Origin of the sequence: Paenibacillus lycopersici, from assembly GCF_010119935.1 — a bacterium.
Lineage (GTDB): Bacteria > Bacillota > Bacilli > Paenibacillales > Paenibacillaceae > Paenibacillus_Z > Paenibacillus_Z lycopersici.
Map to the genome: position 1 here is coordinate 4590137 of NZ_CP048209.1, position 26401 is coordinate 4616537.

Consider the following 26401-nt stretch of genomic DNA (forward strand, 5'->3'; position numbering starts at 1 on the left):
TACAAGAAAGCATAAGCATGCCATGCTTTGCTTATATTGCTATGGAATGAAACGGACGGACGCCAAGCGTTCGGGCGCAGACCGATTCATCTTGCCTATTTATCTATATGGCAAGAGGTGGGCAGGCATGACTACGATTTTCACAGGGATGCAAGACGGCGGCGCGCTTCGGCGAACCAGCCGGGCTCCGGCGCCGTCAGCGCCAGCTCGCGTTCGGTCCACGGATGGCGGAAGGTCAGCTGCTCGCCCCGCAGCGCCTGATGCCGCAGTACCGCGTCTCGGCCCCCGTATAGCGTATCGCCGACGAGCGGATGGCCAATATGGCTCATATGTACGCGGATTTGATGGGTTCTCCCCGTTTCGAGCCATACGCGGACGAGCGAAGCATCCTGATATACCTCGACCGTCTCGTAATGCGTCACCGCATGATCGCCGTCCGGCGATACCCGGCGCCGCGAACGATGGTGCCGGTCTTTGCCGATCGGCGCGTCGATCGTGCCGTGCCGGCGTTTCGGCACGCCGTGCACGATGGCGGCGTATTGCCTGCCGATCGTCTTCTCCCGCATCGCCTCGTCCAGCCGCAGCTGCGCCAGCTCGTTGCGGGCGTACAGCACCGGACCGGCCGTATCGTCGTCCAGCCGGTGAATATGCTTCGCCGGCTGAACGTCCCCGTGCCGCAAACCTTGCCGGACGGCCGCTTCATCCAGCGTTCCGCGCTGCCCGGGCTGCGACGGATGCACGGGCATGCCCGCCGGCTTGTCCATCACAAGGCACCAGTCGTCCTGATACAGGACGTCTGCCTGCCTTGTTCCCGCAGCCGGCCCAGCCCCGGCTGCTGTCCCTTCTCCCGTCTCCGGCCTCGCTCCTGCTCGCCCTTCTCCCGCCGCTGCCCCGATTCCGCTCGCCAATTCCTCACGGGCCGTGCGGTACACCGCGTCCCGGCCAGGATCGCCGGGCAAGAACGTTCGCAGCCGGATAATGCCGCCCTCCATGCGAATGCCGCCGACCGAGAACAGCCGGTTCAGCCATTTCTCCGGAAATAAACCAAGGGCCAGCAGCCAGATCCGCACATGATGCGGATGGCTCCCGGCCTCGATCGGAGAAGGGGATACGCCTGCGGTACGGGCGAAACGAAGCAGGTCCTCGCTGGCAAGCGACAGCCACTCTCCGTCCCGCTCATAGGGCAGCGCGTGATGATCATGGATCATGCTCTCTCATCTCCCGTACTTGCGTTATGCTGTTAGCGCGCTAAGGTAACGCCGGCGCGCAACCGACGCGAGCGTTACAGGCGGCGAAGCGCCTCGTCATGCGCCTCGATCGTCGCGTCGATTGCCGCTTCGTCGTGAATGCCCGATACGAACATGCCTTCGAACTGCGACGGCGCGATGCTGATTCCGAGGTCGAGCATGGAGCCGAAATACGCCTTGAACCGCTCCAGGTCGGATGTCTTGGCCGTTTCGTAGTTGATGACATGCGTATCCGTGAAGAACGGGCATACCATCGAACCGACGCGGTTGATCGTGCTGGCGATGCCGTGCTTCTCGGCGTTCGCTTCGAAGCCGAGCTGCAGGCGGGTCGCCATCCGCTCCATGTGCTCGTACGTTTCGGGCTTCAGCAAGCTGAGCGTCGTATAGCCGGCTGCCATGGCGAGCGGGTTGCCCGACAGCGTGCCCGCTTGATAGATCGGGCCGCTCGGCGCGATCATGTCCATGATTTCGCGCTTGCCGCCGTACGCGCCGACCGGCAGGCCGCCGCCGATGACTTTGCCGAGGCAAGTCAGGTCCGGCGTTATGCCGTACAGCCCTTGCGCGCAATGGAAGTTGACGCGGAAGCCGGTCATGACCTCGTCGAAAATAAGCAGGCTGCCGTATTGCGCCGTCACGTCGCGCAGCCCTTGCAGGAAGCCGGGCAGCGGCGGTACGACGCCCATGTTGCCGGCGACAGGCTCGACGATAATGCAGGCGATGTCTTCGCCGAACTGTTCGAACGCGAATTTCACGGACTCCAGGTCGTTATACGGCACCGTAATCGTATGCGATGCGACGTTCTCCGGTACGCCGGGGCTGTCCGGCAGGCCAAGCGTCGCAACGCCTGAACCGGCCTTGATCAGCAGGCTGTCGGCATGGCCGTGGTACGAGCCTTCGAATTTCAATATTTTGCTGCGCTTCGTATATCCGCGCGCAAGGCGCAGCGCGCTCATCGTCGCTTCCGTGCCGGAGTTGACCATGCGCACGACGTCGATCGACGGCACGCGCGAGCAGACGAGCTCCGCCATCAGCGTTTCGAGCTCGGTCGGCGCGCCGAAGCTCGTGCCCTTCTCGGCCGTCTTCTTGATCGCTTCGATCACTTCCGGATGCGCATGGCCCATGATGAGCGGTCCCCAGGAAGCGACATAGTCGATATAGCTGTTGCCGTCGATGTCGTAGATGCGGAAGCCTTCGCCGCGTTCCATGTATACCGGGGTAAGGCCGACGGATTTGAAGGCGCGGACCGGCGAGTTGACGCCGCCCGGCAGCACCGCTTTCGCTTTGGCGAAAGCGGCTTTGGAACGTTCGTCCGACCGTTTGCGATTTTTATCGATCATGGTAGATAGACACCTGCCTGTCTGTTATTGTGACATGCTTGCTTGAGTCCCGGCTCGGTCATTGCGGCCGTGAAGGCGATTATTGTCCGCGCAGCCAGCGCGCGGCATCGAGCGCGTGGTACGTAATGATCATATCCGCGCCGGCGCGCTTCATGCCTGTCAGCGTCTCGAGAACGACCGCGCGCTCGTCGATCCAGCCGTTCGCCGCGGCAGCCTTGACCATCGAATATTCCGCGCTGACGTTGTAAGCCACGAGCGGCTGATCGTACTGTTCCTTCAGCATGCGGATAATATCCATGTAAGCGAGCGCGGGCTTGACCATCAGCATGTCGGCGCCCTCGAGCACGTCCGACTCCGCTTCGCGAAGCGCCTCGCGGGCGTTCGCCGGGTCCATCTGGTACGATTTGCGGTCGCCGAATTGCGGCGCGGATTGCGCGGCCTCGCGGAACGGTCCGTAGAAGGCCGACGCGTATTTCACGGAATAGGACATGATCGGCACCATTTCGAAGCCTGCCGTATCCAGTCCTTCGCGGATCGCGCTGACGAAGCCGTCCATCATGTTCGACGGCGCGATGATGTCCGCGCCCGCCTGCGCCTGCGAGACCGCCGTCTTGACGAGCAGCTCGAGCGACGAATCGTTGTCGATTTCGGCATTGCCCGTGCGCGGATCGTGATGGATCATGCCGCAATGGCCGTGATCCGTGAACTCGCACAAGCACGTATCCGCGACGACGAGCAGATCGGGCGCCCATTCCTTGATCGCGCGCGTCGCCTGCTGAACGATGCCGTCCTCGACGAAAGCCGACGTTCCGACCGCGTCCTTGGTGGCCGGAAGGCCGAACAGCAGCACCGCTTTCACGCCGGACGCCGCGACGGCGTCGATTTCGGCCTTCAGCAGATCGATCGAGACCTGGTACACGCCCGGCATCGAGGAAATCTCGGTCTTCACGTTCGTGCCATGCGTAATGAAGAGCGGGTAAATCAAATCGTCTACGCTCAGCTGCGTTTCGCGAACGAGACTGCGCATCGCAGCCGTCCGGCGCAACCGGCGGTGTCTTGTAATTGGAAATGCCATCGTTAAACGCCTCCTTGTTCATAACGATGCGCCAGACGGGACTCGGCGATTGCCTCGATCAGCTTGTCGATGGTCGCATCTTCGGGTTGTATCGTAACGGTCAGCCCAGCCTCCGCGGCGGTCTTGGCCGTAACCGGGCCAATGCATGCAATGTCGATGCCCCGGAGCAGCTCTGCCGGCCGCTCGACGCCCATCCGGCGCAGCACCTCCAGCAAATTCGTCACCGTCGACGAGCTGGCGAACGTAATGACATGCACGCCCCCGCCGCGCAGCAGCTCCAGCACGTCTTCATCTTGCGACTGCGCCAGAATCGTCTCGTACACGTCGATCTCGACGGGCTTCAGGCCGCTTGCCTCCAGCTCGCGCGGCAGCACCTTGCGCCCCAGATCGCCTCGCGGCAGCAGGACGCGCTGTCCCGACTCCAGATGGCCGGCCAGGCTGTCGAGCAGATCTTCGGCCTGGAACTTCACCGGCAGAACATCGACGATCAGGCCGCGATTCTCCAGCGCTTCCGCGGTCTTCGGTCCGACGGCCGCGATGCGCGCGCGATGAAACCTGCGCATGTCGATGCGCAGCTTCTTGAGCCAGTCGAAGAAATAATCGACGCCGTTCACGCTCGTGAACATGAGCCAATCATACGCTTCGGCATCCGCCAGCGCCGCTTCCAATGCCGCGATCGCCGCCGGCTCCGATGCAGGGCGCGTCTCGATGACCGGGAACTCGCACGGCTCGCCGCCGAGCTCTTCGATGCGCGCGCACAGCTCGCTGCTCTGGGCGCGGGCCCGCGTAACAAGAACGCGCGTGCCGAACAACGGCTTGCGCTCGTACCAGTTCAGCTTCTCGCGCTGCAGAACGACGTCGCCGACGACGATGACCGCCGGCGGCTTGAAATCGGCTGCCTTCACGATCGCTTCGATCGTCTCGAGCGTCCCCGTCACGGTGCGCTGCTCGACGCGCGTGCCCCAGCGGATGAGCGCGACCGGCGTGGACGCCGGCTTGCCGTGCTTGATGAGCTGCTCGGCGATATAGCCGATTTTGGCGACGCCCATCAGGAAGACGAGCGTGCCCGTAGCGAGCGTTACTTTATCCCAATGAATCGAAACGTCCAGCTTGTCCGGGCTTTCGTGTCCGGTTATGATCGATAACGAAGAAGCCAAGTCGCGATGGGTGACCGGAATGCCGGCATAGGCCGGCACGGCGATGGCGGACGTAATGCCCGGCACGATATCGAATTCGACGTCATGCTGGCGCAGCAGCCCCGCTTCTTCGCCGACGCGGCCGAATATGGTCGGGTCGCCGCCCTTGAGACGGGTGACGATCTTGCCCTGCAAAGCCAAATCGACGAGCAGCCGGTTGATTTCCTCCTGCTTCATCGTATGGCGGTCAGGCAGCTTGCCGACGTAGATCTTCTCCGCGCCCGGCTTCAAATGCCGCAGCAGACGCGGACTTGCCAGCCTGTCGTAGACGACGACGTCGCAAGTTTGCAGGCATTCCAGGCCGCGAAGCGTGATCAGCTTCGGATCGCCGGGTCCCGCGCCGACCAAGTATACCTTCCCTTTGCTTTTCCCCGTTAGCAAATCGCTCATCCTCTCACGTCCGCCAGAATGCGGTCCGCTCCTTTGGCTTTCAACGCGTTCGCCGCTTCGATGCCGAGCGCTTCGGGATCGCGGCCGCGAACCGTTTCTTTGAGCAGCACGGCGCCATCGGCCGAACCGACAATGCCCGTCAGCTCGATCAGCGGCGCGGCGCCGGCCCGTTCGCCTTCCGCAACCAGCTTGGCGTGCGCGCCGATCGGAATTTGGCAGCCGCCGTTCAGCGCGCCGAGGAAGCTGCGTTCCGCGGCGACCGTCACCGCCGTCGCGTCGTCGTTCAGCAGCGACAGCAGCTGCCGCACGTCGGCATCGTCAACGCGGCATTCGATGCCGAGCGCTCCTTGGCCGACCGCAGGCACGCATAACGCTTCGGACAGGAAGGATGAAATCTTCTCCTCCCAGCCCATCCGGTGCAAGCCGGCAGCCGCGAGCACGATGGCGTCGAAGCCTTCGCTCTCCAGCTTCTTGATGCGGGAATCGATGTTGCCGCGGATCGACTCGATCTTCAAATCAGGCCGCGCATGCATGAGCTGGCTGGAACGGCGAAGACTGCTCGTGCCGACCTTCGCGCCCTGCGGCAGGTCCTCGAACGCGATGCCCTCGGCCGTGATCAGACAGTCCCGCGGATCGACGCGCTTCGGCACCGCCCCGTTCATGAGCCCTTCGGGCAGTTCGTACGGCATATCCTTCATGCTGTGCACGGCCAGATCGATTTCGCCATCGAACAGCGCCTGTTCGATTTCTTTGACGAACAGTCCTTTGCCCCCGACCTTGGACAGCGTCACGTCCAGAATGCGGTCGCCTTTCGTCACGATTTTGCGAATCTCAAACTCGTACGGCAGCCCATGCTCCGCGCACAGCGCCTTCAATTGATCAATGACTTGTCCGGTTTGCGTCGTCGCGAGCGCGCTCTGGCGCGTTCCGACGACGATAACTCTGCGTCCGTCTACCATATATGCCATCCCTCATCGTCCCCTCTCGGCCGCTTGCAGCAGCCTGATCATCCATTGCTCGATTGCATCGGCCGCCGTCCCGCCGCCGCCGATCGTTCCTTGCCCGTCTTCCGCCGGAAGCTCCTCGGCCGCAAGCCGCAGGACGGCTGCGCGCAGCTCGGCGTCGTCGACCTCCGCCAGCACCCGTCTGCGCAGCGCATGCAGCCGTTCGACGAATGGCTCGTACGCCGGTCCGTATTGCCCGGCAAGCCGCCGCTTGAGCAGCGCCGTCAAGGCCGGACTCGCGCCGCCCGTCGTCACGGCGATGACGAGCGCGCCGCGCCTGACGACGGACGGCGTGACGAAGCTCCCCGCGTCGCCGAGATCGGCCGTATTGACGAGCCGGCCTTGTCGGTCCGCATATGCGGCTATCCCGCTGTTCAGCCGCCGGTCATTCGTGGCTGCGATCAGCAGGAAGGCTCCTTCGCTATCCGTATGTTCATATTCCTTGCGGCGGAGCGCGATGCGCCCCGCTGCAGTCCAGGCATCGAGATTATCCGTAACGCGGGGCGCAACGACAATAACGTCGTCGGCGCCGCCCTCGAGCAGCGCCGCGACCTTCCGTTCCGCCACCGTGCCGCCGCCGACGACCATGCAGCGTTTGCCCGACAGCTTCACCATCATCGGATAATAGGCCGTCATAGCCATTCCTCCCCCGCCCGATTCTTCCGCGCTACGACCAGCCGTGGAAGTTGGACGCTTGGTTCGTAAAGACGTTGAGCAGCAGCACGACGTAGCTGAGCAGATTGAAGCGCGCGAATTTCACGCCCGAGCCGTCGAACCATTGATGCTTCATCACGTTCCAGATGTAGAGCCCGAGCGCGATGAAGGATACGATGACTTTCCAATCCAGCAGCAGCCCGAAGCGCCCTTCAATAAGAATCGACGTCACGGCGACCGCAAGCGACAGCATCAGCAGCGGCGTGCCGACCAGAGCGACGCGGAACATAAACCGGTCCGCCGCATCGAGGCTTGGAAGCCGCTGCATCCGTTTCGTCCACTGCTTGCCCTTCAATCGCGCGAACAGAAACAAGTACATGCCCGAGAAAATCGCGCTGATCGTGAACGCCGTGTACGCGAGAATCATCAGCGCGATGTGCACGACCAGCATGTCATGCGCAAGCTCCCACCGGGCGAGCGAGGCGCCCGAGCCGATGCGGAACAAATTGACCGTTAAGACGGCAAATCCGAACACATTGACGAAGAATACGATGAATTCCATTCGAAAAAACCGGCTCATGGCCAACGATACCGTAATTAGCAGCCAAGAAAAGACAAGCAAATATTCAAACAGCGTCATAAGCGTCATGTCCAGGTGCGAAATAATCCGATGTACGAGAAAACCCGTCTGCAGCACCCAGACGAAAATAAGCAGCCCAATTCCCACCTGCTTCGCTTGCCGGTTTCGATCGACGAAATCCGAGAAGTAAAACAGGAGGCTCAGGGCGTAGACGTACAGCATTCCATCATAGAACCAATTATGAGTAACCATAGCCGCCTCCGCTAACGCCAGGCTGGTCGTACCTTATACGAGTTTCCCCTTCGTATTGAGTGGTACTGCTCGCCTATGCCACCTAGGCTGATTTAGGTCAGTAGGCCGGAATCGGGCCCGTTCCGAGCTTCGGCTTCGCTTCCGAAGACGCGCGCGACGACGACGGCTTCGCGGATGCCGCCTTGCGCTCGGCCAGCTCGACTTCATCCTCCAGCGCGAATAATTTCACGAACATGTCCATCGCTTGATCCGCCTGCTTCTCGCCGGACATTTCCTTGATCCTCAGAATCGGATCGTGCATCATCTGATTCACGATGCTCTTCGTCAGCTTATGGATGATCTTGAGCTCGCGATCGCTCAAATCCGGCAGCTTGTTGGCCAGACTGTCCATCGTCTCCGCATGGATGGCCGAAGCTTTCGTCTGCAGCGCTTGAATGAGCGGCGCCACGCCAAGCGTCTTGTACCATTGACGGTAAGCTTCCAGCTCGGCCGCGATGAAGGTCTCGATCTTCGCCGCTTCCTGGCGGCGCTGTTCCATGTTGCTTTCGACGATGCCTTCGAGGTCGTCGATATCGTACAGGAATACGTTCTCCACGGAAGCGATAGCCGGGTCCAAATCGCGGGGAACCGCGATATCGATCATGAACAGCGGACGGGACTTCCGTCTGCGCATTGCCGCATCCACCTGCTCGCGATTCAGGACGAATCCGTCGGAGCCCGTCGAGCTGATCACGATATCCGCCTCGTGCAGGCGAGCGATGGCATCCGCCATGTTAAGCGGCGTTCCGTTGAATTTATCCGCAAGCTGTACCGCACGGTCATAGGTCCGATTCACGACGAAGACGCGTTCCACGCCGCTGGCGTACAGATGCTTCGCCGTCAATTCGCTCATTTTGCCCGCGCCGACGATCATGACCGTCTTGCCTCCGAACTGGCCGAAGATCCGCTTGCCCAGCTCGACGGCCGCGTAGCTGACCGATACCGCCGCTTCGCCGACCGCCGTATCGGAGTGGGCTTTCTTCGCAAGCGTCACCGCCTGCTTGAAGATGGAGTTGAAGAGCGTTCCCGTTGTCTTCTGCTCCTGCGCCAGCAGGAACGCGTTCTTGACCTGTCCGAGAATTTGCGTCTCGCCGATCACCATGGAATCCAGACCGCATGTAACGCGGAATAGATGCTCGATTGCGGCTTCGTCTTCGTACATATATAGATCCGAGGTAAACTGCTGTCTCGGCGTTCCGAACCATTTCTCCATGAAGCTGCGAATGTAGTGTCCGCACAACGTCGGACGATCCACGACTGCATAAAGCTCCGTACGGTTACAGGTCGCGACAATGACACATTCCATAATGCTCTTGGTTTGCTTCAGCTGCTTCAGCGCCTCGGGCAAATCCCGGTCCGCGAATGTAAAGCGTTCCCTGACTTCAACCGGAGCCGTCCGATAATTCAGCCCAACCACGATAATGTGCATGTGCGTTCACCTGCCCTTCATCTCGTTTTCCATCACTTAGTATAGCACAGTTCGACAACCTGTACCCCTGCAATTATGAAAATTGTTTGAAATAACGTCATCCGTTTTCATGCATACAAAAAGACCGCAGACAGCGCCGCGGCCTTCATTCATTCATTCATTCATTCATTCATTCATATCGAAATGCTAAACAAGCTCGACTTGCTTCATTTCCGGTTCAACGACTTGTAATTCGCCCATGCCGCGAACAAGCTTCTTAGCATGTATTGCTTTCGGTTTCAAAACGGACATCATGTAGTCGATCGCGAGCTGCGGATCCACTGTTTCTCCACAAGTATAACAGTCAAGAGCAGCGAAACCTCTCTCAGGATACGTGTGAATGGAAAGATGACTTTCAGACAACAGCACGAGCACGGTTGCGCCTTGTGGCTCAAACTGTTTGGCTTGCACTGAGAGTACGGTAGCGCCGCAAGCTTCTGCCGCCTCTACCATTTGGGCTTGTAAAAATTCCGCGTTGTTGATCAGCTCAAAATCCACACCCCAAGCATCAACAGCAACGTGTCTTCCGAAAGTCGAGTATTCCATCTTTCGGTTCCCCCTTCCTAGGAATAAAATGTTTAGTAATTTCATCCGCTAGGACCTACGTCATTCACTGCCCGAGGGACTTTCCTCTCGCAACATTACCATGTCCTGAGTGAATCCTGGTTCCTATTCATTGCAACGAAAATAAAAATACCATCTATTGCGTAGAATTGCAACAGTTTTTTTTGGGCCCGAAACGATGGAGAACAATCTGCGAACTCCAGTTATAAGCGTATGTTGCCGCAGCGCTTATTGTGTTCGTCCACCTCGATGAACGCAATAAAAAAAGCCGCAACGCATGCGGCTTTGGTTAATGGATGCGGACATGCTGCGAATCATGCTTCAAGCATGAACAGCTGTCTCGTATAGGAAGCTAAACGTTCATCGATAATAGCGGTATGCGCGCGGTTGCTGCATTGGTTGCGCAGATCAAGCAGTTGATCGATCGCTCCCTGCACGACTTTGATTTGGTTCTCAACGCTCATGGCACGAAACGCCGCTTCAAGCTGGCCCATCGTGTCCTTGAACTCGAAAATCACCTTCGCTTCACTGTTCTTATTCTCGACAATTTTGCGAACATTGCCTTGAACGTAATGATAGGTCATCGTATACGTCGGATAGATGCGATTGACGACGGCGTCACCCCGGAAAGCGGCAACGGCTTTGCGCATGGCGTTCGTCAATTTCGGATGCATGATGCGGCAGGAAAGCAAGCTCACAAACCGGTCTTGCTGACGCTCGAAAGTTAAGCGGACCTCTTCTCGTCCTGCGTCGTCCTCGAGAACCATCTCGTGATTGCCGTTATCGAGTACGCGCACTTGATGCTTGACGTGCTGGTCTTCGAAGAACCGGACAAATCCCGCCATCTCTTCAGCCGTTAATTGCAGAGAAGCATTGACATACTCTGTGGCTATCCGCTGAGCCATAAAAATCTCCTCAATTCTTTAAAGTAAGGCATTTGTAAATTCACTGCTTAGCTATATTATACTCGATTGAGGTTTTTTATTCCTGCCGCCCAGCCGCGATATTCTCGCATATTTCAGAATAATTAAGGAGATTTTACGATGAGTCCGTGCTTTCTTGCGTTATCCTCGCTATTCGATTGAAACTTCTTCGGTTTCTTCCGCTTCTTCGTTCGTTTGTTCAATGACCTCGTTGATGAGGTCCCACAGCTCTTCTCTGCCAAGCCCCGTCTCGGACGAGAACAGGACATGGCGGTCTTCGGGATGGAAGCTAAGCTCCTGCTTGATCATCTTCACCTGCTTCGGCCATTGGCTCTTCGGCACTTTGTCCGCCTTCGTCGTGACGACGCAGACCGGAATTTCGTAGTGTTTCAGCCAATCGTACATCAGAATATCGTCCTTGGACGGCGCATGCCGGATATCGACGATGAGCAGCACCATGCGAAGCGGCTCGCGGTCGCTGAGGAACGTTTCGATCATCGTTCCGAATTGCTGGCGCTGTACCTTGGACACCTTCGCATACCCGTAGCCGGGGAAATCGACCAAATAGACGCTGTCGTTAACGCGGTAGTAGTTGAGCTGCTGCGTCTTGCCGGGCTGAGAGCTGGTGCGCGCCAAGTTCTTGCGGTTGATCATCCGATTGATGAGCGACGATTTCCCGACATTAGAACGCCCTGCCAGAGCAAACTCTGGCAAGGCATCGTCCGGATATTGATCCGGCCTTACGGCGCTGATGATAAATTCTGCGTTCATTATTTTCACGTCTTCATAACCTGCTTTCTAATGCGTCTCTACCGGCGCCGGCGCTGACGTGCCGGCAAGCGCGTGCCGCAGCACCTCATCCATCGTGGCGACCGGCACGAATTCCATATCGGCCCTGACGCTGTCCGGAATGTCGCGTAGATCGCGCTCGTTGTCTTTCGGCATCAGCACTTTCTTGATGCCTGCCCGGTGCGCGGCGAGCGATTTCTCCTTCAAGCCGCCGATCGGCAGCACGCGTCCGCGAAGGGTGATTTCGCCGGTCATCGCCACTTCCTTGTTCACGTAACGGTTCGTCAGCGCGGAGATGAGCGCCGTCGCCATCGTGATGCCGGCGGACGGACCGTCTTTCGGAATGGCGCCTTCGGGAATATGGATATGGATGTCGTTCTTCTCATGGAACTGCGGATCGATGCCGAGCTCGTTCGCCCGCGAACGCGTGTAGCTGAACGCGGCCTGCGCCGATTCTTTCATGACGTCGCCGAGCTTGCCCGTCAGCGTCAGCTTGCCGCTGCCCGGCAGAACCGTCACTTCGATGACAAGCGTATCGCCGCCGACTTCCGTCCAGGCGAGACCCGTAACGGCGCCGACCTGATTCTCGGCCTCGGCCGTGCCGTAACGGAACTTCGCCGGCCCGAGCCATTCCTTCACCTTCGCCGAGTCGACCTCGATCGATTCCGTCCCCGCTTCCGTGACGATCGCCCGCGCGGCTTTCCGGCACAGCGAGGCGATCTGCTGCTCGAGATTGCGGACGCCGGATTCGCGCGTGTATTCCCGAATTACCTGCAGCAGGCTGCTTTCGGCCATTTGCATTTGCTCTTCCTGCAGGCCGTGTTCGCGCTTCTGCTTCGGCAGCAGGTAGCGGGACGCGATTTGGAGCTTCTCCAGCTCCGTATAGCCCGGAATGTACAGCACTTCCATCCGGTCGAGCAGCGGGCGCGGAATGTTGTGAATCGCGTTCGCCGTCGTGATGAACATGACCTTGGACAGGTCGAACGGCACTTCGATGAAGTGATCGCTGAACGTGTTGTTCTGCTCCGGATCGAGCACCTCCAGCAAGGCGGATGCCGGATCGCCGCGGAAATCCATCGCCATCTTGTCGATTTCGTCCAGCAGGAAGACCGGATTGAGCGAGCCCGCCGTCTTCATCCCTTGAATGATGCGGCCCGGCATCGCGCCGACGTACGTGCGGCGATGACCGCGGATCTCCGCCTCGTCGCGCACGCCGCCGAGCGACACGCGGACGAACTGGCGGCCGAGCGACTTGGCGATGGAACGGGCCATGGACGTTTTGCCGACGCCGGGAGGCCCGACCAGGCACAGAATCGGTCCTTTCAGCTTCTTCACGAGCTGCTGCACCGCCAAGTATTCGAGCACCCGCTCCTTCGGCTTCTCGAGGCCGTAATGATCCTCGTTCAGAATGCCTTCGGCCTTGTTCACGTCCAGATCGTCCTCGGTTTGGTGATTCCAAGGAAGAGATAGTAACCAATCGATATAATTGCGGATGACGCCGCCTTCGGCGGACGTGGATGGCATCTTCTCCAGCCGGTCGATTTCCTTCTCGACCTTCTCCCTGACCTTCTCCGGAATGCCGGATTCGGCCATCTGGGTGCGAAGCTCCTCCACTTCGCCGGCTCGTCCTTCCTTCTCTCCGAGCTCCTTCTGGATGGCTTTCATTTGCTCGCGCAAATAATATTCCTTCTGCGTCTTCTCCATCTGTTTCTTGACGCGCTGGCTGATTTTGCGCTCCAGCTCCAGCACTTCGCGCTCGTTGTTCAGGATGTCGAGCAGCCGTTCCAGGCGCTCCCGGACATCGATCGTTTCGAGGATGTCCTGCTTATCCTTGATTTTGAGCGACAGATGGCTCGAGATGACGTCCGCGAGCCGGCCGGGCTCGTCGATATCGGACACGGCCGCAAGCGTCTCCGGCGTCACTTTCTTCGACAAATTGATGTAGTGCTCGAACTGATTCAACACGGTCCGCATGAGCGCGTCGATCTCGGGATCCGTCGTCTCGGATTCCGGCAGCTCCTTGATGTTGACTTCGTAGAAGTCGTCGTTCGGCAAGTAATCGACAACCTCGGCGCGAACGACGCCTTCCACGAGCACGCGGATCGTGCCGTTAGGCAATTTCAGCATCTGCCTCACTCTTGCCACCGTACCGACGCGGTAAATATCTTCCTGGGTCGGTTCCTCGATGTTCACTTCCGACTGCGAGCACAGCAGGATCATATGATCGTCCAGCATGGCGCGGTCCAGCGCGCGCACCGATTTGTCGCGGCCGACATCCAAGTGCAGCACCATGCTTGGATATACAAGAAGCCCCCTCAAGGGCAGCAGGGGCAATCGACGACCTTTCCATTTAGCAGGTCCCATTCCAGCACCTCCGTCGTTGAAGTTTCCCGTTCACCCTATCGTGACCGAAAATCCCGGCCTTAACTCTTAAAGCCTTCCCCCATTTTATCACTCAACGGAATCCGCCTGCAAATAAGGCAGGCTCGAAGCGATGAAGACGTCCGGCGCCTGAACCGGCGACGCTGCCGGCGACTCCATGTACTCCGCTCCGAACACATGACGGAATACTTCCTCGACATGATCGACCGGAATGACGCGAACGCCCTGCAGATCGGTGAAAATCGCCTGCCAGTTCTCGCGCGGGATGATGACGGTGTCCGCCCCCGCCTGGAATGCGGCCTCGACCTTCGCCAGCACGCCGCCGACCGGCTTCACGTTGCCGTGGATGCCCATCTCGCCGGTCATCGCAAGCTTGTTGTCGATCGGTTCGCCTTTGATCGCGGATGCGATCGCCGTCGCCATCGCGATGCCCGCGGACGGTCCGTCGATCGGCGTTCCGCCGGGGAAGTTGATATGCAAATCGTAGTTCTCTGGTTTCATACCCATTCTGCGCAGTACCGTAAGCACGTTCTCGATGGAGCCCTTCGCCATGCTTTTGCGCCGAAGCGTCCGGCTGCTGCCGCCGCCGAGCTCTTCTTCGTCCACGACGCCCGTGATGGTGTAGACGCCTTTCCCCGGACGCGCGCCGATCGCGCTGACTTCGATTTCCAGCAGCGTCCCCATATTCGGTCCGTAGACGGCAAGCCCGTTAACGAAACCGACCTGCGGCGCTCCGGGCACCTTACGGTCCGGACGCGGCGGAATTTGACTGCTGTTGACGACCCATTCGACGTCCGCGGCCGTGATGGACTCCCGTTTCTCCGAGAGCGCGAGGCCCGCGGCGAGTTGAATGACGTTGACCGCTTCGCGGCCGTTCGTCGCGTAGCGCGTCACGACGTCGACCGCTTCCTGCGACGGAGGCAGACCGATTTTCTTCAGCGCGTTGACGGCGATTTGCGAGATTTCTTCCGGCAGCAGCGGCCGGAAATAAATTTCCATACAGCGCGAGCGAAGCGCCGGCGGCAGCTCTTGCGGCGAACGCGTCGTTGCGCCTACGAGCCTGAAGTCCGCGGGAAGCCCGTTCTGAAAAATATCGTGAATGTACATCGGAATGTTGTTGTCTTCCGAATTATAATAGGCGCTCTCCAGGTACACCTTGCGGTCTTCCAGCACCTTTAACAATTTATTCATCTGGATCGGATGCAATTCACCGATTTCGTCAATGAAGAGCATGCCGCCATGCGCTTTCGTTACCGCGCCCGGCTTCGGCTGCGGAATGCCCGCAACGCCCATCGCGCCGGCGCCTTGGTAGATCGGATCGTGCACGGAGCCGATCAGCGGATCGGCAATACCGCGCTCATCGAAACGGGCGGTCGTCGCGTCGATCTCGGTGAATTTGGCATCGATCAGGAACGGCGAGGTCGGATTCTTCTTCGCCTCTTCCAGCACGACGCGCGCGGCTGCCGTCTTGCCGACGCCCGGCGGCCCGTAGATGATCACATGCTGCGGATTGGCGCTGCACAGCGCGGCTTTCAGCGCCTTAAGGCCGTCCCGTTGACCGACGATATCGTTGATCGTCTGCGGACGCGTCTTCTCCGACAACGGCTTCGTCAAGGTCACGGAGCGCAGCTTGCGCAGCTTATCCATTTCCTTGCGCGACTCCCGGTCCACGGCCGTCCGGTTCGTCTTCTGATTGCGCAGCAGATTCCAGAAGTACAGACCGATCACGATCGCAAAAAACACTTGAATGAACATCAGAATCACACTCAAACTCATATGCGATTACTCCTCTCGTCGCAGGAGACGGCTTTGCCGTTCGTCCCGAACTTAAAAAAATCCGGCCACTATAGGGCGTATACTGTTCAGTATTGCCCCCGGCCGGATGGAATAATCGCGTTATGCAGGAACTTAATGAAATTGCGCATGATTTCGTTAAGTGCCCGCAGCTATGGTTTGAATGTCTTTCCTACGCGGTCGCCGGCGCGCCTGGCTGATGCTTGCGCCCCGGAATTTCACCGGTCGCCTCGAACACGCGCACGATTTCGTCGATTTCTTTCTTCAGCTCGGACAGCAGCTCCGCTTCCGGCACTTTACGGATCATCTCCCCGTAGCGGAACAGCATGCCTTCCCCGCGGGCGCCGGCTATGCCGATGTCCGCTTCGCGCGCTTCTCCCGGTCCGTTCACCGCGCAGCCCAGCACCGATACCTTGATCGGCACCTTGATCCTGCTGATGTATTCCTCGACCTCGTTCGCGATCGAGAACAGGTCGATATCGAGCCGTCCGCATGTCGGACAGGAGACGAGCGTCGCCGCGTTCGTGATCAGGCCGAACGTCTTCAGCAGCTCGCGCGCGACTTTGACTTCCTCGACCGGATCGGCGCTCAAGCTGATCCGCACCGTGTTGCCGATGCCCATCGCCAGCAGCGCGCCGATGCCCGCCGAGCTCTTGATCGTCCCGGTGTGCAGCGTGCCCGCTTCCGTGATGCCGAGATGCAGCGGGTAACGGATTTGTTCGGCAGCCATGCGGTAAGCCGCGATGGCCATCGGCACGTCGGACGCCTTCAAGGAGACGATGATGTCATGGAAGTCGAGCTCCTCCAGGATGCCGATATGGAAGAGCGCGCTCTCGACCATCGCTTCCGGCGTCGGATAGCCGTACTTCTCGAGCAGATGGTTCTCCAGCGAGCCGGCGTTCACGCCGATCCGAATCGGAATGTTCTTCTCCTTGCACGCTTTGACGACCGCCTCGACTTTCTCGCGGCGGCCGATATTGCCGGGATTGATCCGGACTTTATCGACGCCGTTCTCGATCGCCGCAAGCGCAAGGCGGTAATCGAAATGAATATCCGCGACAAGCGGAATATGAATCCGTTTCTTGATTTCCTTAATCGCTTCCGCCGCTTCCTTGTTGTTCACGGTCACGCGGACGATTTGGCACCCGGCTTCTTCCAGACGCAAGATTTCGGCGACCGTCGCTTCGACATCCGCCGTCTTGGTCGTGCACATGCTCTGAATGATCACTTCGTCACTGCCGCCGATCGTCAGCGGACCGACCTTGACCGGAACCGTATCCTTGCGCAAATACATGATTATAACCTCTCCCATGAACGTCAAAGTCCACCCCTGCAAGCCGCCAGAACTAGCAGCGGCAAGCAGAGGTGGAAACAATTGAGGTGTTATTTAGTGGATCAGGCGCTTTCTTCTTTCTTCTTGCCCTTCTTGGAAACAAGCTCCGGCATGATCCGGTCTTGAACGACCTTCTCCGTGATCAGGCAGTTGCTCACGTCGTCACGCGAAGGCACTTCGTACATCACGTCGAGCATCAGGCCTTCGATGATCGCGCGAAGCCCGCGCGCGCCGGTGTTCCGCTTGATCGCTTCTTTGGCAATCGCTTCGAGCGCGGCCATTTCGAATTCAAGCTTCACGTTGTCCATCTCCAGCAGCTTCTGATACTGCTTCACGAGCGCATTCTTCGGCTCGGACAGGATGCGGACGAGCGCGCTTTCGTCAAGCGGCTCCAGCGTTGAGATGACCGGCAGACGGCCGACGAATTCAGGGATTAGCCCGAATTTGAGCAAGTCTTCCGGCAGTACCAACGACAGGTATTCGCCTGCCTTCAAGTCCTTCTGACCGTCGCCCGTTGCGTTGAAGCCGATGACCTTCTTGCCGATCCGGCGTTTGATCAGCTGCTCCAGGCCGTCGAACGCGCCGCCGCAAATGAACAGAATGTTCGTCGTGTCGATCTGTATGAATTCTTGATGCGGATGCTTGCGCCCGCCTTGCGGGGGTACGGAAGCTACCGTGCCTTCAAGGATCTTAAGCAGCGCTTGCTGCACGCCTTCGCCGGACACGTCGCGCGTAATCGACGGGTTCTCGGATTTGCGCGCCACTTTATCGATTTCGTCGATGTAGATAATGCCGCGCTCGGCTTTCTCCACATCGTAATCGGCCGCTTGAATGAGCTTCAGCAAAATGTTCTCGACGTCTTCGCCGACATAGCCCGCTTCGGTAAGCGAGGTGGCGTCCGCGATCGCGAACGGAACATTCAGAATTTTCGCCATCGTTTGCGCCAGCAGCGTCTTGCCGGAGCCCGTCGGTCCTACGAGCAAAATATTGCTCTTCTGGAGCTCGACGTCCTCCAGTTTGTTCTGCGAGTTCACGCGCTTGTAGTGGTTGTAGACCGCTACGGACAATGACTTCTTCGCTTGCTCCTGGCCGATGACGTATTGATCCAAGATGTTGCGGATGTCGCGCGGTTTCGGAATGTCCTTCAGATCAAGCTCTTCTTCGTGCCCGAGCTCTTCCTCGACGATTTCCGTACACAACTCGATACATTCATCGCATATATAAACGCCCGGTCCGGCAACGAGTTTACGCACTTGATCCTGCGATTTGCCGCAGAACGAGCATTTCAATTGGCCCTTCTCGTCGTTGAATTTAAACATGAGTTTTCACCCCTTCGTGTTGGTCCGCCTGTAGACGGTTAGGCTTACAGGGTTGTCACGACTTTATCGATCAGGCCGTAGTTCAATGCTTCTTCGGCACTCATGAAGTTGTCGCGGTCCGTGTCGCGGTCGATCCGTTCGTACGGCTGACCTGTGCGGTCGGACAAAATTTGGTTCAGTTTCTTCTTCGTCTTCAAGATCCAATCCGCATGGATCGCGATGTCGGAAGCCTGCCCGCGTACGCCGCCAAGCGGCTGATGGATCATCACTTCGCTGTTCGGCAGCGCGAAACGCTTGCCTTTGGCGCCTGCCGTTAACAGCAGGGATCCCATACTTGCAGCCAAGCCGACGCAAATCGTCGATACATCCGGCTTGATGAACTGCATCGTATCAAAAATACCCATTCCGGCCGTTACCGAACCGCCAGGCGAGTTAATGTACAGGTGAATATCCTTCTCCGGATCATCAGCAGCCAGGAAGAGCAGCTGAGCAATGACGGCATTGGCTACGTCGTCGTCGATCGCACTTCCCAGAAAAATTATCCGATCCTTCAAAAGACGGGAGTAAATATCGTAAGAACGCTCTCCCCGATTCGTTTGTTCAACGACCATAGGTACCAGATTCATGCGACCAACCTTCTTTCGTTATCGACTTGTAAATCACACTTATTCTAACATGTTCCGAATGCAATGTCATTTTTCTGAATCCAGGACGCATAAGTTCTCCTCCTTATACGTAATCCCGGAGTCACCGGAATGAAACGCGCCCGCCTTGCCGGCATACGGCGGCAGCCGTTTCACCTAGACACTACATTATACGATACAGGTATTGACATATGTACGCTACGCTTCCCGACCGGGCCACTCGGCTCTCCTATAACCCGGTAAGGATAAAATAAGGCACGTGTTATACGTGCCTTATCCATAAATTGAGGTGAATTGAAGTTAAGCGACAACGGAAGCTTCTTTGCTGTTGTCGAGCAGGAACTTGATCGTCTTGCGAAGCACGAGGTCTTCCTTGATGTTGTCCAGGTTGCCGTTCGCTTCGAAAATCGTGCGAAGCTCTTCGACCGAACGGTTGTATTGCTGGGACAGGTTCTCAAGCTCTTCGTTCAGATCTTCGTCGTTAGCGGCGATGCCTTCGTTCTTCGCGATTTGCTCCAGAACGAGGTTGTTGCGAACGCGCTTCTCGGCGTCGCTGCGCATTTGACCGCGAAGCGCCGCTTCGTCTTGACCGGAGAACTGGTAGTACAGTTCAAGGTTCATGCCTTGCATGCGAAGACGGTTCTCGAAATCGCGCAGCATGTAAGTCGTTTCGGTCTCGATCATCGCTTCCGGAATGTCGATGACTGCGGCTTCAGCCGCTTTCTCCACGACAGCGGACTCGCGTGCGGATTCGTTTTCTTTCGCTTTGCGTTCAGCCAGCTTCGCTTTAAGGTCTTCCTTGTACTCTTCGAGCGTATCGAACTCGCTGACGTCTTTCGCGAACTCGTCGTCGAGAGCAGGCAGGTTTTTGCGTTTGATTTCGTGCAGCTTCACTTTGAACACGGCAGCCTTGCCGGCCAGATGCTCGGCTTGGTAGTTCTCGGGGAACGTGACTTCAACGTCCTTGAAGTCGCCCGTTGCCATGCCTACGACTTGATCTTCGAAGCCGGGGATGAACGAACCGGAACCGAGTTCCAGGGAATGACGCTCGGCCTTGCCGCCTTCGAATGCTTCGCCGTCTACGTAGCCGTCGAAATCGATGACTGCGATGTCGCCGTTCTCCGCGGCGCCTTCTTCAAGGACCGTCAGCTCGGCATGACGCTGCTGCAGGCGGTTAAGCTCTGCCGCAACTTCTTCGTCCGTGACTTCAACGGATGCCGCCGGCACTTCAAGGCCTTTGTACTCGCCAAGCTCGACTTCCGGCTTAACCGTAACTTTAGCCGTGTACTTGCATGGCTGGCCTTTCGCGAATTGCTGAACGTCGATCTCCGGACGGTCGACAGGGAATACGCCGGTTTCTTGCAGCGCAGCCGAGTAGGAATCAGGAAGCAGGATGTCGATTGCGTCCTGGTACAGGCTTTCGATGCCGAAGCGCGCTTCGAAGATGCTCCGCGGCACTTTGCCTTTGCGGAAGCCCGGCACGTTTACTTTCTGAACGACTTTCTTGAATGCCTTGTCGATCGCTTCGTTGACTTGTCCAGCTTCAACTTCTACGCTGATCGAGACAAGATTCTTGTCTATTTTTTCCCAAGTTGCTGTCATGTTATGCTTTCCCCTCCAAATTAAATAACGCTTCCGCGTCAGATGTTACACGTCATAAACCATTCTATTATATTCAACATTCGGCCGAATATCAAGACTTGCCCCCGTCATCCTCCATTCGAAATCGAACGATTTGGCGAAGAGACCGGCAAGCCTGCTCGTACCTGAAACGCAGGGCGTCCGTAATTCCGTATGTATCGCGAATTTCGTCGTCGCTCGCGCGGCCGTAGAGCGATAGTTCCAATACTTGGTGCAGCGCTCCGGAGTAGCAGTCCACCGTCTCGTCGTCGTCGTTCTGCAGCCGGTTATACGCCGTCGTGCCGTAAATGCACTGCAAGCATTCTTTCCACAATTCCCTGGCAAAATGCGGCAGCGACGCCTCGATGACCTCGGTCACGGATTCGACACGCTCGACGACCTTGCCGACCACCGGCGGAAATTCTTCCATCGACAGCGGCGTAGCTTCGACCTCGAGCTCCACCAGCTCGCCCATCCGCTCGAGCTCGACGGTGCCGGTCACGCCGCGCTTCTTCAGACATTGGAGCGCCTTGAACTGCAGCTCCGGGTGCAGGTCGCTGCCCGTCAGCCATGTCAGAATCGCTTCATCGACGTCGGGATGCGTTAGATACGTTGCTCGTTCGAGCGCCAGCAGCTGCTGATCCGCGACAGGATGATGCTGCATAATATACAGTACCTGCTGTACGTAATCTTCGTCGTATTCCGGAGGACTGAGCGCTTGCTCGCGCAGCGCTTCTTCATTCTGGTCTTCTATGTAAGGGGAAGCTCCGTTTCCTTGCGCCGCGTAATCGGGCGTCGGGAAGGCGACTTCAAGCCAGGTCAGCAGATTGCTCCACTCTTCGTAGTGCCGTTTCTCTTCGCCTTGGCAATGAAGCAGGAACTTCAGCAGGTTCTTGGCTTCGACGTACTGCTCCGATTCCAGCAGCCGCGTCAATTGGTTCTGGTACTGATCGAGCATATTCGGAAATAAATAAACGTTCTCTCTATTGTCATCATGGGAAGAATTGGACGTCGTAATAGAATCACCGCCTTGTATGCCGCGCTGTCCATCGGCTGTTGTTCGAATAGAGTTCGATTATAACATTCCCTGCCGTTCATTTCCATTTTGGCCGAAGCGGCTTTATTTGAAACATGCCGACGCTATTCTACTAGATTTCGCAGACGGCAGCCAGTATGCGGCCCGCAAAATAAAATGCATTTTATGGGTTGCAATTCCGAAATTCCCATGCTATGATACTTCCTACGTGTCCCAGTAGCTCAGTTGGATAGAGCACACGCCTTCTAAGCGTGTTGTCGGGGGTTCGAATCCCTCCTGGGACGCCATTACAGCGAAGACACGGAGCCTTGAGGCGTTGCTTGGTAACGGATCACGGCTTTTTTAATGCCTTATCGCCATTCCTTTCCGGTCGATGCGGCCGAACATATGCGGGTGTAGTTCAATGGTAGAACGCCAGCTTCCCAAGCTTGAGGCGAGGGTTCGATTCCCTTCACCCGCTCCATATCGATTTTTCATGGCCCCGACATTGTCGGGGCCTTATTTATTCCGACAGCTTAAACTCAAAAAGGAAGTAAATCAAAAAAAACTGTATCTCCTCGCGGAGAATACAGTCGGTCAATATAATGAATGCCCAATCCTACCCTTTATCCTCGGCCAAGCGAGATAGAAACGAATTTCCGAATGCGCTCGATCTGCGAATATCGGCAATTTCTTTCATGTGCGCGCGAGAAACCGGGGCATTCGGCGCCTCTTTGCCGACAGGCTCTTTCTGAAAGTACAGCTTGTGGGTTTCCTCGTCGTAGAACTCCACTTTATCTTTCTGAACCATGAAACAACGGTCCACTTTGACAAAACCTTGAAGTTCCAAAAATCGCTCGTGTTCCTCCGGCCTTGAGATGTAGAAGTAAACGTTTTCTTGAGTTCGGAGGTACTTCTCGCCATTTTGAGTCCCCACGTAGAAGACATCGTCAAGATCGATCTCAACGATATCAAAGTCGTTTTTTCGGCGATTGACTACGTGAAATGGGCGCCGCATCCTCCAACAACTCCTTCATATATTACTTTCTCAGCTCAGCCGGAATTTCAGGTTTGTTCAGGAACGTATACGATCCCATCAACACGAATACTGATGCAATTCCTACCAAGACAGCGGCAAAACCTTTGTACAAATATTTTCGCATAGTTTCACCCCCTTTCATTCTCTTTCTCTTTGAATGGCAGTAAAACAGCTTGTACGATAAAAGCTATTGCAAGTAAATCATATACGACAAAAAAATTAATTGCTACTAGAAATGTGGAAATAATTTTTAAAAGTGGATAATATTTCGGAGAAATGCGCGCATATTTGTCATAATTGGACGGCGCGAATATTAACACGCTCGCCATCGCAGCGGCCGTAAGGACGATTGTCCATTCATCGTTCATGCGAATATGCGGCAGCACGCTCATCGCAATCGTGGACACGACAATGCAAAGCCAGCCTGATTTCAAATGATAGCCGCCGGTCAAAAACCGGATCGTCGCAAATACGACCAGCAATAACCCGGTTCGTCCGGGTTCCCCCGTCAATAAGCCGATCATTAACGAGAATAGCACGATCGAAATGGTATTGCTGATAATATTCAGCGAATAAGCGATGACATCGACCGATGGAGCCGCTACACCGTTATCATTCATTCGCTTATGGATCGTTGTCGCTAAGCTACGTAGCATCTTCATTATCCTTCCTCAATGAGAAATAGAAGAATACCGGAATCGTTAAGAGGAATATGAGGCTCGCGGTAATGACATATTCATCGAAATCATTTCGGAAAATAAGCGTAATGACGACGGACAAGACCACGACGACCGCGATAATTGCGAGCAGCACGGCATTCGTGCCGTTGATTTTGACGCGAAACCGGCGTTCGGAAGGGACGAAATCAAATCCCCAGTTTCTCGTGTAAATCAATCGGGCGACAGCAATGTTAATGAGCGCCGACAATAATTGAATTGCGGCGGTTAACATGGAATTGCCTTGAATTTCCGCGGAGTTCGCGCCGGCAAAGGATGCCAATAGAATGGCGATCCCGGACGTAACGAACGAGGATATCAAGCCGGAGAAATTCATGATGATGGAATAAAACAACGGCACTCGGAACAATACCCAAAGAACGACGACAAATAGAAACAATTGTATATAAGTCGTTAAATTCCCGATCTCGGGGGTCAAGCGGGTGAAGTAAGAAACTTGGCTCGTTATCAGCGCGACCACGATTACGTTGCGCACGAGCCATTTGTCTAACGAGAATCGAAACAAGGTAAACATAAAGACGAAAAGCCCCGTGTACTCAATCATCGACCCAAGTACAAAATAAGAGTACTCCATGCTCTGGCTCCCTTTACTCGCCGTTAACTGTTCGGCTGCGATCTAATGCAGTAAATCTATATATGTAGCGCTTCGTCCCGTGTCATGATTCTCTCTATCCATGACCATAGAACCAGCTCCTCGCATCGTATAACCAGGATTTCTATGTTTTTTATGGGTCTTATTCTATTAAGAATCATTTTACGGAAATTAAATTCTTGCGTCAATTAGATAAATCGTATAGATCTGCACCCCTTTTTCGACACGCGGCCATATATTCACGAATGTAGACCAGGCGGCATGAAACGTTTTAATTCCGCTCTTGTCGTTTAAAACAAACCGTAAAGCCGCAAAATAAAGCGATGCTCGAAGACCTGTCACGATGCCAATGAAATCCGATCCCATCGAAGGAGTGATTCCTCCATGACCAATCAGCGAACCGATCGACCGACGTCCTTCCCCCCGCAGCATCAGAACCGCCAGCCCGGCCTTGAAAGCGACATGACGCCGAAGCCGCGGTTCCAATCCGAATCGTACAAGGCTGCCGGCAAGCTAAGCGGCAAGGTCGCCGTCGTCACGGGCGGAGACAGCGGCATCGGCCGCGCCGTCTCTCTGCTCTTCGCCAAGGAAGGCGCGGATGTCGCCGTCTTGTACCTGGACGAACATGACGATGCGGGCGAAATCAAAGCCTTGATCGAAGGATTGGGCCGCAAATGCTTGACCCTTGCCGGAGATATCGGAGAGCCCGAATTTTGCAAGAAGGCCGTTTACGAAGTAACATCGAAGCTTGGCGGCCTTGACATCGTCGTTAACAACGCGGCGGAGCAGCATCCGCAGGACAAGATCGAGCTCATAACGCCGCAGCAGCTGGAACGGACGTTCAAGACGAATATTTTCGGCATGTTCTACTTTACTCAGGCGGCCATGCCCCATCTGAAATCCGGGGACGCCATCATTAATACGGCCTCGATCACGGCGTATCACGGCAGCCCGAACCTGCTCGATTATTCCGCTACGAAGGGCGCCATCGTCGCGTTCACGCGGTCGCTGGCCATGAATCTGGCGGCGCAGGGCATACGGGTCAACGCCGTAGCTCCGGGCCCGATCTGGACGCCGCTCATACCGTCGACCTTCGACGAGAAAAGCGTCGCCAAGTTCGGCTCCGATACGCCGATGAAGCGCGCCGGACAGCCGGAAGAGCTGGCTCCGGCTTATGTATACTTGGCCTGCAGCGACTCCTCGTACGTAAGCGGCCAGGTCATACATGTCAACGGCGGCGAAGTCGTCAACGGCTAAAGCGGAGACGCCGGCGGACGCGTAATCTCCGGAACTTGGCAAAGAGCCGGTGCCTGGCAATGGGCTGCATTCGGTAAAAGCGAACTTGGCAGAGGCTTGGCAGAGGCCGGTTTTCAGGTTTTCAAAGGCCGAGACTTGGTAAAGGCAAAAGGTTTTGAAAGACGAGGCTTGTAAAGGCCAAGGCTTCGAAGGTGATATGCGACAAAAAGACGTGCATGGCCCGAACTCGGGCTTGCACGTCTTTTTGCGCTGCGCGGCATTTCGGCACGCCGTGCAGCTCCCTGCGCGGAATGCGACGGCGCGCGATGACCGTCAGCCCCATGCGGCATAGGCTAGCGCAACTTGCGCGAGCGTTCGGTCAGGACCAGTCCATCAAGCGACGGATATCGGCCCGGACGCCGTTATACGAAAGCACCTGCTCCTTGAACGATTCGCGCTCGCCCCAGTCCGTCTTCATCGTCGGCGTATCGAACAGCTCGTCGGTAATATCGGCGCACGCCAGGCTCGTCAAGCCAGCGTCCCGATGCCCGGTGCTTGCGTCGTCGCCGCTCACGACCGCGACCATGTCGAAGTCATTGTCTCTGGACGGTCCGAAATACGCCAACAGCTCCTGGAACTGCGCATCGTTCGTCACCACCCCGACCTCCGCGCAAGGCTGTCCGTCACGGTCCGCGGCTCTTCTTACATGCGCTTCCGTCACGATCATTGCAGGCTCCCTTCCCTGAACAGTCCCATCGTCGCCACGTGATGCTTCGTTTCATCCGTACCGAGCTCATAGAGCAGCCGGTAGATGTCGACGATCAGCCCGTCGGTGCCCTCGTTCAATAGCCGGTCGTTGTCGACGCCGGCGCCGATGAACGGATTCGTCCAGTAATCCATGACCTGTTTCTCGTCCATCGACGAGTACTCCTCAAGCAGCTCCTGCAGCCGGTTCAGCTCTTCCTCGTTCGCCGTTATGGCAAGCTCGTATGCGGCAGCCGTCGGATCTTCCAGAATCGAGCCGGCTTGCACGGATACATAGTATGGTTTGCGGTCGTCGTATGCCGCGTCATGCTCATTGGCCATCATTGCAAACTCCCTCCTAAACGTGATATGCGCGCAGCTTGCAGCCGGTCTGCCGGCAAGGAAAACAAAACTGCTTCGAAAGCATA

24 protein-coding genes and 2 tRNA genes are annotated in these 26401 nt (G+C 56.9%); 3 read left to right on the forward strand and 23 right to left on the reverse strand.

Annotated features, from left to right (window positions below; all coding sequences use genetic code 11):
• Positions 1 to 140: 140 nt before the first annotated feature.
• The 18 genes from GXP70_RS20305 to GXP70_RS20390 all read right to left on the reverse strand — a co-directional run bounded on the left by GXP70_RS20305 (position 141) and on the right by GXP70_RS20390 (position 21568).
• Entirely contained in the window at positions 141 to 1208 is a 1068-nt protein-coding gene (locus tag GXP70_RS20305; protein ID WP_162358518.1) for an RluA family pseudouridine synthase, read from the reverse strand.
• Between the two features lie 74 nt (positions 1209 to 1282).
• Positions 1283 to 2584 carry a glutamate-1-semialdehyde 2,1-aminomutase gene (gene hemL, locus GXP70_RS20310; protein ID WP_192043376.1) on the reverse strand — a complete coding sequence of 434 codons (1302 nt, stop codon included), beginning with the start codon at positions 2582 to 2584 and terminating at the stop codon, positions 1283 to 1285.
• 79 nt (positions 2585 to 2663) lie between these two features.
• Positions 2664 to 3659 (reverse strand): porphobilinogen synthase, encoded by a 996-nt coding sequence (gene hemB / locus GXP70_RS20315; protein WP_162358519.1) that lies wholly within the window; start codon positions 3657 to 3659, stop codon positions 2664 to 2666.
• A gap of 2 nt (positions 3660 to 3661) precedes the next feature.
• Positions 3662 to 5245 carry a uroporphyrinogen-III C-methyltransferase gene (cobA, locus tag GXP70_RS20320; protein ID WP_162358520.1) on the reverse strand — a complete coding sequence of 528 codons (1584 nt, stop codon included), beginning with the start codon at positions 5243 to 5245 and terminating at the stop codon, positions 3662 to 3664.
• A complete protein-coding gene (hemC, locus tag GXP70_RS20325; RefSeq protein WP_162360581.1) occupies positions 5242 to 6204 on the reverse strand; it encodes a hydroxymethylbilane synthase in 963 nt (320 codons plus the stop codon). Before hemC ends, cobA begins: the two co-directional genes overlap by 4 nt.
• Positions 6205 to 6216: 12 nt before the next feature.
• Positions 6217 to 6885, reverse strand: coding sequence for a precorrin-2 dehydrogenase/sirohydrochlorin ferrochelatase family protein (locus GXP70_RS20330; RefSeq protein WP_162358521.1), 669 nt, complete (start codon positions 6883 to 6885; stop codon positions 6217 to 6219).
• Positions 6886 to 6916: 31 nt separating this feature from the next.
• Positions 6917 to 7735, reverse strand: coding sequence for a cytochrome C assembly family protein (locus tag GXP70_RS20335; RefSeq protein WP_162358522.1), 819 nt, complete (start codon positions 7733 to 7735; stop codon positions 6917 to 6919).
• Positions 7736 to 7832: 97 nt separating this feature from the next.
• A complete protein-coding gene (gene hemA, locus GXP70_RS20340; protein WP_162358523.1) occupies positions 7833 to 9203 on the reverse strand; it encodes a glutamyl-tRNA reductase in 1371 nt (456 codons plus the stop codon).
• 186 nt (positions 9204 to 9389) lie between these two features.
• Positions 9390 to 9788, reverse strand: a complete 399-nt coding sequence (gene speD / locus GXP70_RS20345) for an adenosylmethionine decarboxylase (protein ID WP_162358524.1) — start codon at positions 9786 to 9788, stop codon at positions 9390 to 9392.
• Between the two features lie 332 nt (positions 9789 to 10120).
• Positions 10121 to 10711 carry a non-ribosomal peptide synthetase module gene (locus tag GXP70_RS20350; protein WP_162358525.1) on the reverse strand — a complete coding sequence of 197 codons (591 nt, stop codon included), beginning with the start codon at positions 10709 to 10711 and terminating at the stop codon, positions 10121 to 10123.
• Positions 10712 to 10879: 168 nt separating this feature from the next.
• Positions 10880 to 11509: a ribosome biogenesis GTP-binding protein YihA/YsxC gene (yihA, locus tag GXP70_RS20355; RefSeq protein ID WP_162358526.1), complete on the reverse strand. Its 630-nt coding sequence runs from the start codon at positions 11507 to 11509 to the stop codon at positions 10880 to 10882.
• Positions 11510 to 11527: 18 nt separating this feature from the next.
• Positions 11528 to 13882 (reverse strand): endopeptidase La, encoded by a 2355-nt coding sequence (lon, locus tag GXP70_RS20360; RefSeq protein ID WP_162358527.1) that lies wholly within the window; start codon positions 13880 to 13882, stop codon positions 11528 to 11530.
• 87 nt (positions 13883 to 13969) lie between these two features.
• Positions 13970 to 15676 (reverse strand): ATP-dependent protease LonB, encoded by a 1707-nt coding sequence (gene lonB, locus GXP70_RS20365; protein ID WP_162358528.1) that lies wholly within the window; start codon positions 15674 to 15676, stop codon positions 13970 to 13972.
• A gap of 190 nt (positions 15677 to 15866) precedes the next feature.
• Entirely contained in the window at positions 15867 to 16988 is a 1122-nt protein-coding gene (gene ispG, locus GXP70_RS20370) for a flavodoxin-dependent (E)-4-hydroxy-3-methylbut-2-enyl-diphosphate synthase (RefSeq protein ID WP_162358529.1), read from the reverse strand.
• 101 nt (positions 16989 to 17089) lie between these two features.
• Positions 17090 to 18346, reverse strand: coding sequence for an ATP-dependent protease ATP-binding subunit ClpX (gene clpX / locus GXP70_RS20375; RefSeq protein WP_162358530.1), 1257 nt, complete (start codon positions 18344 to 18346; stop codon positions 17090 to 17092).
• 44 nt (positions 18347 to 18390) lie between these two features.
• Entirely contained in the window at positions 18391 to 18972 is a 582-nt protein-coding gene (clpP, locus tag GXP70_RS20380; RefSeq protein WP_162358531.1) for an ATP-dependent Clp endopeptidase proteolytic subunit ClpP, read from the reverse strand.
• Between the two features lie 318 nt (positions 18973 to 19290).
• Positions 19291 to 20592 (reverse strand): trigger factor, encoded by a 1302-nt coding sequence (gene tig, locus GXP70_RS20385; protein ID WP_162358532.1) that lies wholly within the window; start codon positions 20590 to 20592, stop codon positions 19291 to 19293.
• A 91-nt stretch (positions 20593 to 20683) separates the two neighbouring features.
• On the reverse strand, positions 20684 to 21568 hold the full coding sequence (locus GXP70_RS20390) for a hypothetical protein (protein WP_162358533.1): 885 nt from the start codon (positions 21566 to 21568) through the stop codon (positions 20684 to 20686).
• Between the two features lie 288 nt (positions 21569 to 21856).
• Between GXP70_RS20390 and GXP70_RS20395 the strand changes: the two genes are divergently transcribed.
• Both GXP70_RS20395 and GXP70_RS20400 read left to right on the forward strand, forming a co-directional pair.
• Positions 21857 to 21933 (forward strand) — tRNA-Arg (locus tag GXP70_RS20395).
• Positions 21934 to 22035: 102 nt separating this feature from the next.
• Positions 22036 to 22109: transfer RNA gene (locus GXP70_RS20400), tRNA-Gly, on the forward strand.
• A 135-nt stretch (positions 22110 to 22244) separates the two neighbouring features.
• On the opposite strand, the gene GXP70_RS20405 is transcribed toward GXP70_RS20400, so the two are convergent.
• From GXP70_RS20405 to GXP70_RS20415, 3 genes are all read right to left on the reverse strand, one after another.
• Positions 22245 to 22643: a LytTR family transcriptional regulator DNA-binding domain-containing protein gene (locus GXP70_RS20405; RefSeq protein ID WP_162358534.1), complete on the reverse strand. Its 399-nt coding sequence runs from the start codon at positions 22641 to 22643 to the stop codon at positions 22245 to 22247.
• 149 nt (positions 22644 to 22792) lie between these two features.
• A complete protein-coding gene (locus tag GXP70_RS20410; RefSeq protein WP_162358535.1) occupies positions 22793 to 23326 on the reverse strand; it encodes an accessory gene regulator B family protein in 534 nt (177 codons plus the stop codon).
• On the reverse strand, positions 23310 to 23915 hold the full coding sequence (locus tag GXP70_RS20415; RefSeq protein WP_162358536.1) for a hypothetical protein: 606 nt from the start codon (positions 23913 to 23915) through the stop codon (positions 23310 to 23312). Before GXP70_RS20415 ends, GXP70_RS20410 begins: the two co-directional genes overlap by 17 nt.
• 462 nt (positions 23916 to 24377) lie before the next feature.
• Between GXP70_RS20415 and GXP70_RS20420 the strand changes: the two genes are divergently transcribed.
• Complete coding sequence (locus GXP70_RS20420) at positions 24378 to 25250, forward strand: SDR family oxidoreductase (protein WP_162358537.1); 873 nt, start codon at positions 24378 to 24380, stop codon at positions 25248 to 25250.
• 358 nt (positions 25251 to 25608) lie between these two features.
• Here the strand turns inward: GXP70_RS20420 and GXP70_RS20425 are convergent, their stop codons facing one another.
• Positions 25609 to 25956, reverse strand: a complete 348-nt coding sequence (locus GXP70_RS20425; protein WP_162358538.1) for a hypothetical protein — start codon at positions 25954 to 25956, stop codon at positions 25609 to 25611.
• Entirely contained in the window at positions 25953 to 26318 is a 366-nt protein-coding gene (locus GXP70_RS20430; RefSeq protein WP_162358539.1) for a hypothetical protein, read from the reverse strand. The genes GXP70_RS20425 and GXP70_RS20430 overlap by 4 nt, the downstream gene beginning before the upstream one ends.
• Between the last annotated feature and the right edge of the window lie 83 nt (positions 26319 to 26401).

What these genes read in the sequence shown, in the direction of transcription:
- GXP70_RS20425 (WP_162358538.1), bottom strand. Translation starts at nt 25,956, where the DNA reads ATGATCGTGACGGAAGCGCATGTAAGAAGAGCCGCGGACCGTGACGGA.
- hemL (WP_192043376.1), bottom strand. Translation starts at nt 2,584, where the DNA reads ATGATCGATAAAAATCGCAAACGGTCGGACGAACGTTCCAAAGCCGCT.
- GXP70_RS20415 (WP_162358536.1), bottom strand. Translation starts at nt 23,915, where the DNA reads ATGTTTACCTTGTTTCGATTCTCGTTAGACAAATGGCTCGTGCGCAAC.
- GXP70_RS20305 (WP_162358518.1), bottom strand. Translation starts at nt 1,208, where the DNA reads ATGATCCATGATCATCACGCGCTGCCCTATGAGCGGGACGGAGAGTGG.
- cobA (WP_162358520.1), bottom strand. Translation starts at nt 5,245, where the DNA reads ATGAGCGATTTGCTAACGGGGAAAAGCAAAGGGAAGGTATACTTGGTC.
- GXP70_RS20430 (WP_162358539.1), bottom strand. Translation starts at nt 26,318, where the DNA reads ATGATGGCCAATGAGCATGACGCGGCATACGACGACCGCAAACCATAC.
- GXP70_RS20420 (WP_162358537.1), top strand. Translation starts at nt 24,378, where the DNA reads ATGACCAATCAGCGAACCGATCGACCGACGTCCTTCCCCCCGCAGCAT.
- hemC (WP_162360581.1), bottom strand. Translation starts at nt 6,204, where the DNA reads ATGGTAGACGGACGCAGAGTTATCGTCGTCGGAACGCGCCAGAGCGCG.
- tig (WP_162358532.1), bottom strand. Translation starts at nt 20,592, where the DNA reads ATGACAGCAACTTGGGAAAAAATAGACAAGAATCTTGTCTCGATCAGC.
- hemA (WP_162358523.1), bottom strand. Translation starts at nt 9,203, where the DNA reads ATGCACATTATCGTGGTTGGGCTGAATTATCGGACGGCTCCGGTTGAA.
- hemB (WP_162358519.1), bottom strand. Translation starts at nt 3,659, where the DNA reads ATGGCATTTCCAATTACAAGACACCGCCGGTTGCGCCGGACGGCTGCG.
- GXP70_RS20405 (WP_162358534.1), bottom strand. Translation starts at nt 22,643, where the DNA reads ATGCGGCGCCCATTTCACGTAGTCAATCGCCGAAAAAACGACTTTGAT.
- GXP70_RS20330 (WP_162358521.1), bottom strand. Translation starts at nt 6,885, where the DNA reads ATGACGGCCTATTATCCGATGATGGTGAAGCTGTCGGGCAAACGCTGC.
- GXP70_RS20390 (WP_162358533.1), bottom strand. Translation starts at nt 21,568, where the DNA reads ATGCTCGATCAGTACCAGAACCAATTGACGCGGCTGCTGGAATCGGAG.
- GXP70_RS20350 (WP_162358525.1), bottom strand. Translation starts at nt 10,711, where the DNA reads ATGGCTCAGCGGATAGCCACAGAGTATGTCAATGCTTCTCTGCAATTA.
- lonB (WP_162358528.1), bottom strand. Translation starts at nt 15,676, where the DNA reads ATGAGTTTGAGTGTGATTCTGATGTTCATTCAAGTGTTTTTTGCGATC.
- clpX (WP_162358530.1), bottom strand. Translation starts at nt 18,346, where the DNA reads ATGTTTAAATTCAACGACGAGAAGGGCCAATTGAAATGCTCGTTCTGC.
- GXP70_RS20335 (WP_162358522.1), bottom strand. Translation starts at nt 7,735, where the DNA reads ATGGTTACTCATAATTGGTTCTATGATGGAATGCTGTACGTCTACGCC.
- lon (WP_162358527.1), bottom strand. Translation starts at nt 13,882, where the DNA reads ATGGGACCTGCTAAATGGAAAGGTCGTCGATTGCCCCTGCTGCCCTTG.
- GXP70_RS20410 (WP_162358535.1), bottom strand. Translation starts at nt 23,326, where the DNA reads ATGAAGATGCTACGTAGCTTAGCGACAACGATCCATAAGCGAATGAAT.
- clpP (WP_162358531.1), bottom strand. Translation starts at nt 18,972, where the DNA reads ATGAATCTGGTACCTATGGTCGTTGAACAAACGAATCGGGGAGAGCGT.
- speD (WP_162358524.1), bottom strand. Translation starts at nt 9,788, where the DNA reads ATGGAATACTCGACTTTCGGAAGACACGTTGCTGTTGATGCTTGGGGT.
- ispG (WP_162358529.1), bottom strand. Translation starts at nt 16,988, where the DNA reads ATGTATTTGCGCAAGGATACGGTTCCGGTCAAGGTCGGTCCGCTGACG.